At 66.1% G+C, this 8,759-nt stretch carries 8 protein-coding genes and 1 other RNA gene; 2 read left to right on the top strand and 7 right to left on the bottom strand.

Features of this window, described 5'->3' with window-relative positions; all coding sequences use genetic code 11:
* Window positions 1-32: 32 nt before the first annotated feature.
* The 4 genes from AC1D00_RS15015 to rsmH all read right to left on the bottom strand — a co-directional run bounded on the left by AC1D00_RS15015 (window position 33) and on the right by rsmH (window position 4,685).
* Window positions 33-1,490: a UDP-N-acetylmuramoyl-L-alanyl-D-glutamate--2,6-diaminopimelate ligase gene (locus tag AC1D00_RS15015; protein WP_477011204.1), complete on the bottom strand. Its 1,458-nt coding sequence runs from the start codon at window positions 1,488-1,490 to the stop codon at window positions 33-35.
* Between the two features lie 70 nt (window positions 1,491-1,560).
* Window positions 1,561-3,303 (bottom strand): peptidoglycan D,D-transpeptidase FtsI family protein, encoded by a 1,743-nt coding sequence (locus tag AC1D00_RS15010; RefSeq protein WP_135175847.1) that lies wholly within the window; start codon window positions 3,301-3,303, stop codon window positions 1,561-1,563.
* On the bottom strand, window positions 3,300-3,692 hold the full coding sequence (ftsL, locus tag AC1D00_RS15005) for a cell division protein FtsL (RefSeq protein ID WP_135175846.1): 393 nt from the start codon (window positions 3,690-3,692) through the stop codon (window positions 3,300-3,302). Before ftsL ends, AC1D00_RS15010 begins: the two co-directional genes overlap by 4 nt.
* A 3-nt stretch (window positions 3,693-3,695) precedes the next feature.
* Window positions 3,696-4,685, bottom strand: a complete 990-nt coding sequence (gene rsmH, locus AC1D00_RS15000; RefSeq protein WP_477011203.1) for a 16S rRNA (cytosine(1402)-N(4))-methyltransferase RsmH — start codon at window positions 4,683-4,685, stop codon at window positions 3,696-3,698.
* A gap of 510 nt (window positions 4,686-5,195) precedes the next feature.
* Here rsmH and AC1D00_RS14995 point away from each other — a divergent pair.
* Window positions 5,196-5,975, top strand: coding sequence for an N-acetylmuramoyl-L-alanine amidase (locus AC1D00_RS14995; protein ID WP_477011202.1), 780 nt, complete (start codon window positions 5,196-5,198; stop codon window positions 5,973-5,975).
* 118 nt (window positions 5,976-6,093) lie between these two features.
* Here the strand turns inward: AC1D00_RS14995 and AC1D00_RS14990 are convergent, their stop codons facing one another.
* The 3 genes from AC1D00_RS14990 to AC1D00_RS14980 form a co-directional block, all read right to left on the bottom strand.
* Complete coding sequence (locus AC1D00_RS14990) at window positions 6,094-7,329, bottom strand: RNA polymerase sigma factor (RefSeq protein WP_477011201.1); 1,236 nt, start codon at window positions 7,327-7,329, stop codon at window positions 6,094-6,096.
* Window positions 7,326-7,676, bottom strand: coding sequence for a YciI family protein (locus tag AC1D00_RS14985; protein ID WP_135175842.1), 351 nt, complete (start codon window positions 7,674-7,676; stop codon window positions 7,326-7,328). Before AC1D00_RS14985 ends, AC1D00_RS14990 begins: the two co-directional genes overlap by 4 nt.
* Window positions 7,677-7,776: 100 nt before the next feature.
* Entirely contained in the window at window positions 7,777-8,127 is a 351-nt protein-coding gene (locus AC1D00_RS14980; RefSeq protein WP_477011200.1) for a YciI family protein, read from the bottom strand.
* Between the two features lie 149 nt (window positions 8,128-8,276).
* On the opposite strand from AC1D00_RS14980, the gene rnpB reads away from it, so the two are divergent.
* Window positions 8,277-8,753: RNase P RNA component class A (gene rnpB / locus AC1D00_RS14975), an RNA gene on the top strand.
* Window positions 8,754-8,759: the final 6 nt, after the last annotated feature.

Genomic DNA, 8,759 nt, shown 5'->3' with positions numbered 1-8,759 from the left:
CGCCACCTCCGCAACCGTCCATATTGGCGCGCTCATGCAACCCTCGACGCTAGTGCGGCGGCAACCGCCTCGTGATCACTGAAGGGCAGCACCTCGCCGCCGACGATCTGCCCGGTCTCGTGACCCTTGCCGGCGATGAGCAGCGCATCGCCCTCTTCCAGTTCCTCGATCGCGGCGCGGATCGCGGCAGCACGGTCGCCGATCTCGCGGGCGCCCTTCGCAGTGGCGAGGATCGCGGCGCGRATCGCTTCCGGCTGCTCGCTGCGCGGATTGTCGTCGGTGATGATGACGCCGTCGGCATTGTCGGCGGCGATCTCACCCATGATCGGACGCTTGCCGGCATCGCGGTCGCCGCCGGCGCCGAACACGACGACCAGCCTGCGCTTCGCATAAGGCCGCAGCGCCTGCAACGCCTTCGCCAGCGCGTCCGGCTTGTGCGCATAGTCGACGAATATCGGCGCGCCGTTGCGCTCACCGACGCGCTCGAGCCGGCCCTTGGCGCCTTCGAGATGTTCAAGGCTCGCGAACACGTTTGCCGGATCGCTGCCGGTGCCGATGGCGAGGCCGGCCGACACCAGCGCATTCTCGATCTGGAATTCACCGACCAGCGGCAACCGGATCGCGTATCGCTTGCCGCGATGCTCAACCGTGAGCTTCTGCGAAAAGCCCTCGACCTCCGCCTCGGTGAGGCGAATGCCCTYGCCCGCCCCGTCGCCGTGACGGCCGACCGCCATCACGCGCAGGCCGCGCGCCTTCGCCGCATCGATTGCTTCGGCCGAGCAATCATGATCGGCCGAAATCACGGCCGCGCCGCCAGGCGGGACCAGTTCGCGGAACAGCCGGAGCTTCGCCGCAAGATAATGCGCGACGGTCGGGTGGTAATCCATGTGATCGCGCGAGAGATTGGTGAAGCCGCCGGCGGAGACGCGCACGCCGTCGAGGCGATATTGATCGAGCCCGTGCGACGACGCTTCAAAGGCAAGATGCGTCACGCCCTCGCTCGCGATCTCGTCCAATTGCCGGTGCAGCGCGATCGGATCCGGCGTGGTCAGCGAGCCGTAAACGGTGCGCTTCGGCGACACGAGACCGATGGTGCCGATGCTGGCGGAGGCATGGCCCAGCCGCTCCCAGATCTGGCGCGTGAACGCCGCGACCGAGGTCTTGCCGCTGGTGCCGGTCACCGCGGCGATGGTCGCGGGCTGCGACGGGAAGAATCTTGCCGCGGCCTGCGCCAGCGCGCGGCGCGGATTGGCCACCGTGACGAACGGCACGTTGCAAGCGGCCGGCGCATGATCGCCGACGATCGCCACTGCACCTTTGGCGACCGCCGCGTCGATGAAGCGTGCGCCGTCGGTCTTGCTGCCTGCGAGCGCGAAGAAGAGATCACCTGGCCTGACCACGCGGCTGTCGAGCGCAAGCCCCGTCACTTCGAGCGCCGCGATAGCGGGCTCGATTGCGGCGTCATTGCCTATGAGATCGCGCAGTTTCATGGTCGTCCAGTCGACATGCCGGAAAGCCGAAAACTCCCGACTCAGCACCGGCGATGGCCTACCCGGTTGATTACTGGGTTGTCCTGGATGCTGCAAGAATAAGGCGCTCGGACGGCGGCAGGTCGAACCGCGGCTCGACGCCCAGGAGCGGCGCGATCCGCTCGATCACCCTGCCGCCGGTCGGCACCGCGTTCCAGCCCGAGGTGATGAAACCCTTCGTCTCAGGGATCGCCTGCGGCTCGTCCAGCATGATCAGGATCTGATATTTCGGATCGTCGCAGGGCATGATCGCGGTGAAGGAGTTGAGCACACGCTTCTTGGCATAGCGGCCGTTGATGACCTTCTCGGACGTGCCGGTCTTGCCGCCGACATAGTAGCCCTTGACGTCCGCGGTCTTGGCGGTACCGATCTCGGCGTTGAGCCGCATCAGGAACCGCATCTTGTCGCTGGTGTCCTGCTTGATCACGCGCTTGGCCATCGCCGCCGCTTCCGCTTCGCTGCGCTTCATGAAGGTCGGCGGAATCAAATAGCCGCCGTTCACCAGGGCGTTGATTCCCATCACCGCCTGCAGCGGCGCCACCGAGAGGCCCTGGCCGAACGCGGCGGTGACCGTGTTCAGCTCGCTCCAGCGGCGCGGAATCAGCGGAGCGGCGCTCTCCGGCAGCTCGGTGCGCAGACGTGTCAGCTGGCCCATCTTGGCGAGGAACGCCTTGTGCGCCTCGACGCCCTGGCCGAGCGCGATCCGTGCGGCGCCGATGTTGGACGAGTAGGTGAACACTTCCTTGGTGTTGATGAACCGTCCGAGCGGATGGCTGTCGTGGATGGTGAACTTGCCGTAGTGCAGGTTGCCGCGCGCATCCCACGACGAGTTCAGATTGATCTTTCCGGAATCGAGCGCCATCGCCAGCGTGAACGCCTTGAAGGTCGAGCCCATCTCGTAGACGCCGGTGGTGAGGCGGTTGATGCGGTCGGGGTCGTGCGCCTCCTTCGGATTGTTCGGGTCGAAGTCCGGAAGGGAGACCATCGCCACGATCTCGCCGGTCTTGACGTTGGAGACGATGCCGGACGCCGCCTTGGTGTGGAACTTCTCCTTGGCCTTCAGCAGTTCGTCGCGCAGCGCGTGCTCGACGCGCAGATCGACCGAGAGCTCGATCGGCTTTTGCAGGCGGTCGGTGGCAAAGCCCGCGCGGTGGAGATCGGCGAGCCCTTGATTGTCGAGCCACTTCTCCATGCCGGCGATGCCCTGGTTGTCGATATTGACGAGACCGATGAGGTGGGCGACCTCGTTGCCGGTCGGATAGACGCGCTTGTTCTCGCGCAGGAAGCCGATGCCGGGAATGCCGAGCTTGTGGATGTCCTGCTGCTGCTTCGGCGTGATCTCGCGCTTGAGCCAGACGAAGCCCTTGCGTGTCTTCAGGCGCTCGCGCACCTCGGCCTCGTCGAGGTCGGGCACGGTCGCGGTCAGAAGCTCRATCGCCTCGTCCTTGTCGATGATGCGGCGCGGCTCGCCGAACAGGCTCGCCGCCTTGACGTCGGTCGCCAGGATGGCGCCGTTGCGGTCGACGATGTCGGGCCGCGCAGTCGCAACCACCTCCTGCGACGCCGCACGGCGCGCACTGTGGGCGTCGGCACCGATCGCGAACATCACGAGCCGGCCGCCGATCAGGACGTAGACCGAGGCGAAGGCGAGCATCGCAAGTCCGACGCGCGCGCGCGCCTTCGCGGCGCGGTCGACATTGCGCCCGTAGAGCAGGCTGCGGATCAGCCGCTGCCGCCAGGGTTCGGTCGGTTTGGCCGGAGTCACGGCGTTCATCGCTTGTCCTCGGGCTGCGGCACGGAGCCCGTCACGGTGTCGGGGTCGCTCGCGGCTTCGATGGTGTTGAGCATGGCCCCGATCGGGTCGGGCTCGCCGGGCCTGAACATCCGCGGCGGACGCTCGGGCAGGTTCTTCAGCGAGTCATATTGCGTGCCGTTGACCGGCTTGAGCGGCAGGTGCCGCTCGGACAGGCCCTGCAGGCGCAGGGGCGCATCGAGCTTGGCCCATTCGGAGCGGAGCGAGGCGATCGCATCACGCTGCTCGCGGATCTCCGCATGCAGCCGCAGCACTTTCTCGGTGCGCGCGGTGGAGTCCATCTTGATCCGGTAGACATAGGCCGCCGCGAAGATCAGCGCGCCGATGACGAGGAGGTGAATGAAGCGCATGCGCTAGCCTCCCCTCATCACGTCGGAGAGTCTTGGCCAGGACGAGGACTCGTCGCTCCTGTGCGCCGCCGCCGGGGTGCGCTCGGCTGCGCGCAGTTTTGCCGAACGCGCGCGCGGGTTATGCGCAACTTCGTCTTCACCGGCGACGACAGGCCGCCGCGTCAGGAGCTGGAAGCTCGGCGCGGTTTGCGCCACCTCCGGCAGGTGCCGCGAGCCGCCGCCCGTCTTGGACCGCTCGGCGAGGAAATTCTTGACGATACGGTCTTCCAGCGAATGGAACGAGACGACCACGAGGCGACCGCCGGGCTTGAGCACGCGCTCGGCCGCAGCGAGCGCGGTCTGGAGTTCCTCGAGCTCCTCGTTGACGAAGATGCGCAGGGCCTGGAACGTCCGCGTCGCGGGATGAATGTCGCCGGGCTTGGAGCGAACCACCCTGCCGACGAGATCGGCGAGCGCACGCGTGGTCGTGAACGGCGTCTCTTGCCGGTCCGCGACGATGGCGCGGGCGATGCGGCGCGACTGCCGCTCCTCGCCGAAGAGATAGATGATGTCGGCGAGATCGCCTTCCGAGGCGCGCGCGACCACATCGGCCGCCGTCGGTCCCGCCTGCCCCATTCGCATGTCGAGCGGACCGTCGAGGCGAAACGAGAAGCCGCGGCCGGCCTGGTCGAGCTGCATCGAGGACACCCCGACGTCCATCACGACGCCGTCCACGGCATCGACGCCGTGCGCCGCGCAGACGTCGGCGAGATTGGAGAAGCGGTCCTCGACCAGTGTCAGCCTACCGGCAGAGCGCTCGACCAGTTCGGCGCCGCCAGCGATTGCCGTGCGGTCGCGGTCGATGGCGATGAGTCGGGTTCCAGGCACGTCGAGGATGGCGCGGCTATAGCCGCCGGCGCCGAAGGTGGCGTCGACATAGATCCCGCCTTCGCGCGGCGCGAGATGATCGACGGCCTCGCGGCCGAGCACGGGAATGTGAGGAGCGGAGCTCATGCGCCACGCCTGCCGAACAACCAAGCCAGATCCGGGGCGAGCCAGCCCATAACGCCTCGAATGATTCCGCGTCGCGGCGGTTCCACGACCCAACCCTTGTCCAGCATGATTACCGAGCCCGGTCGTCCCGGGCCGCCAACCCAGTGTTCCCAGTGGAATTTGTCGGGCAGCCATGGGATTTCGAGCCAAAATACGCTTTGGCCGCCTCCGGACGCGGGTCGGCACTTCATCTCTCAGTAACGGCCCTTAGCGTTAAGAAAGCGTTGATCGGCCCGTTACAAGTCGAAAAGGTGAGGCGGCAGTGATGCCTCATCCACACACCCGCCCAAAATGCATCCGTTAACCGCGACGCGCGATTGCGCACGGCGGAGGGTAAAGGAATAGTAAAGAGAAGGGCTTGGCCCTCTCCTGTTCCGACTTGAGCTGTTTATGTCGTCCGGTTCGTCCACGCCATCTGGATCTGATTCGAAGCGCCATCGCGTTCTCCCGGTTCCCAAGGCCGCGGCGAACATGCGGACGTTCGAGCCGGATTCCTCGATCGTCTCCGACATCATCCCCTCGCCGAACCATGGCGAACGCGCCAAGGGACGGCAGCCTGACATGATCGTGCTGCACTACACCGGCATGCCCGATGTCGAGGGCGCGCTGGCGCGGCTGTGCACGGCGGGCACCGAAGTGTCGGCGCATTACGTCGTGCTCGAGGACGGCCGCATCGTGCAATGCGTGCCCGAGGCGAGGCGCGCCTGGCACGCCGGCGTCTCGTCCTGGGCCGGCGAGGACGACGTCAACTCCTGCTCGATCGGTATCGAGATCGTCAATCGCGGCCACGACTGGGGCTATCCGGAGTTTCCGCTGCGCCAGATCGCCGCCGTGATCGCGCTGTGCCGCGGCATCATGCTCCGCCGCAAGGTGGCGGCGCACCGCGTGCTCGGCCATTCCGACGTCGCGCCCGCGCGCAAGAAGGATCCCGGCGAGAAATTTCCGTGGCATTCGCTGGCCAATTCCGGCGTCGGCCACTGGGTCACGCCCACGCCCGTCGTGCGCGGCGAGAGCCTGATGCTCGGCACCATCAGCGACGAGGTGCTGAGCCTGCAGCAGGCGCTCGCGCGATACGGCTATGGCGTGCCGCTGACCRGCAAATACGACGCCGCGACAATGGAAGTCGTCACCGCCTTCCAGCGCCATTTCCGCCCGGCGCGGCTGGATGGTGTCGCCGATCATTCGACGCTGTCGACCTTGCAGGCGCTGCTGGCGAGCCTGCCGGACGGGACGGCGGTCGCGTCGAAGTGACGGCGCCAGCCACGCACTCGTCATTGCGAGGAGCTCTTGCGACGAAGCAATCCAGACTGTCTCCGCGGAACCATCCTGGATTGCTTCGCTGCGCTCGCAATGACGGAGTCCGGAATAACTACCCCATCTCCCTCATCCTTCGCGCATAGAGCCGCCGCAGCGGCTCCAGCTGCGTCGCCGCCGTCGCCGCGACATACGCCTCGCGCGCCTCGTCCTTGCGCCCCAGCCGTCGCAACAGATCCGCGCGCACCGCGGGCAGCAGTTCGTAGCCGCCAAGCCCGCCGCGCGCGGTGATCGCGTCGACGAGATCGAGCGCGCGCGCCGGGCCGTCGACCATCGAGATTGCAGCGGCGTGGTTGAGCTCGATTACCGGCGAAGGATTGATCCGTAGCAGCACCTCATAGAGCCCGGCGATCTGCGGCCAGTCGGTCTCTTCAAAGCTCGGCGCGCGCGCATGCAGCGCGGCGATCGCGGCCTGCACCGCATAGGGTTGCGGCCGGCCGGGTATGTGCAGTGCGTCGTCCACGAGGCGCAGCCCTTCGTCGATCTGTGCGCGATCCCAGAGCGTGCGGTCCTGCTCTTCCAGCAGCACAATGTCGCCGGCCGCAGTCTCGCGCCCTGCGCGGCGCGCATCGTGCAGCAACATCAAGGCGAGCAGACCTTTGATCCCGGCGCGGTCGGGCATCAGCCCGTCGAGCAACCGGCCGAGCCTGATCGCTTCGACCGCGAGATCGGGCCGCATCAAATCCGCGCCCGAGGTCGCAACATAGCCTTCGGTGAAGACGAGATAGATCACGGCGAGCACGCCGTTGAGCCGCGGCGCCAGCGCGGCGTGCTCAGGCACTTCATAAGGAATGCCGGCGAGCCTGATCTTCTGCTTGGCGCGGACGAGGCGCTGCGCCATCGCCTCCTCACCGACGAGGAACGCGCGCGCGACCTGCGCGGTCGAGAGGCCGCACACGGTGCGCAGCGTCAGCGCGACCTGGACCTCGATGGCGAAGGCTGGATGGCAGCACGTGAAGATCAGCCGCAGCATATCGTCATCAAGCGTCGCCGGCGGCTCGTCGGGCGCCTGCGCGTTGAGCTCGAGCTCATGCAGGAGCGCCCGCTGCTTGCCGCGGAACGCGGCCTGCCGCCGGATGCGGTCGATCGCCTTGTTGCGACCGACATTGACGAGCCAGGCGCGCGGATTATCGGGCACCTCGCCCGCCGACCAGCGTTCGAGCGCGACCGCGAAGGCATCCTGGAGTGCGTCCTCGGCGAGATCGAAATCGCCGACGAGGCGGATCAGCGTGGCAAGCACCCGCCCCGCCTCGTCGCGAAAAATCCGAGCGATGTCGGCAGAAAAGATCACTTGTAGATCATGACCGGCCTGACCTCGATGGATCCCTCCTTGGCCCCGGGAATCCGCGCGGCCAGCCCAATGGCGGTGTCGAGATCCTTGGCCTCGACCATATAGTAGCCGCCGAGTTGTTCGCGAGTCTCGGCGAACGGACCGTCGGTGGTCAGGGTCTTGCCCTCGCGGACGCGCACGGTGGTCGCGGTCGTGGTCGGCTGAAGCCCGTCGCCGGCCTTGAAATGACCGCTCTGGACGATGGACTGCGTATAAGTGCCGTACTCCGCCGACATCGCCTGACGGTCGGCGGGGGTCATCTTGCTCAGTTCCGCTTCGCTCCGGTAGATCAGCAGCAGGTACTGCATGGCTTACTCCTGTTGTTCGGCTTGATTGCCGACATCCAGTCGAACGGGGCCAACATCAAACGACATCCTCGGGATAATTATTCGATATCAGCGGACGAGATCATTTGTAGATCATGACGGGCCTGACTTCGATCGATCCGTCCCGGGCTCCGGGAATCCGCGCCGCCATTGCGATCGCGGCGTCGAGGTCTCTCGCTTCGACGAGATAATAGCCGCCGAGCTGCTCGCGGGTCTCGGCGAAGGGACCGTCGGTCGCGAGTATCTTGCCGTCGCGAACGCGAACAGTCGTCGCAGTCGAGGTCGGCTGAAGCCCGTCGCCGGCCTTGAAGTTGCCACTCTGGACGATGGACTGGGTGTAGGCGGAATACTCCGTCAACAGCTTCTGGTAATCCGCAGGGTCCATCTTGCTCTGTTGAGCTTCGTTCCGGTAGATCAGCAGCAGATACTGCATCGCTTAACTCCTGTTGCTCGGCTGGATCGCCGGCATCCAGTCGAACCGGGCCCACGCCCAACGACATCTTCAGGATAAATTATTTGCAGATCGCGTGCGCGACGATCTCGGCTTGACGAAACCGTCACAAATGCCCATGCCTAACCCCGTCAGTCGGCCGGACGGCCGCTCCGGCAACGGTCGAAAGGCCGCCGGGGAGGAAAGTCCGGGCTCCCTTGACATACGGTGCCGGATAACGTCCGGCGGGGGCAACCCCAGGGAAAGTGCCACAGAGAACGAACCGCCCGCCTCCGCCCTTTGGGCTTCGGCGAGGCAAGCCCAGGCTTGCCACGTCGTAGCAGCGAAAGCTGCGTAGACGGGTAAGGGTGAAAAGGTGCGGTAAGAGCGCACCGCGGCTCCGGCAACGGAGCCGGCATGGTAAACCCCACCGGGAGCAAAACCGAATAGGGACGGCAAATGCGGGCCGATCGCGCAAGCGATAACGCCGCGGGGCGATGTCAGGCCAGCCGTCCGGGTAGGTTGCTCGAGGCCATGTGCAAACATGGCCCCAGAGGAATGGTCGTCACGTATCGTTCGCGCAAGCGGACGGTGCCCTACAGAACCCGGCTTACAGGCCGGCTGATATTCTAAAG

The sequence above is a fragment of the Bradyrhizobium sp. P2_E8 genome, assembly GCF_056403875.1.
This window is presented reverse-complemented; position numbering and strand designations above follow the sequence as displayed.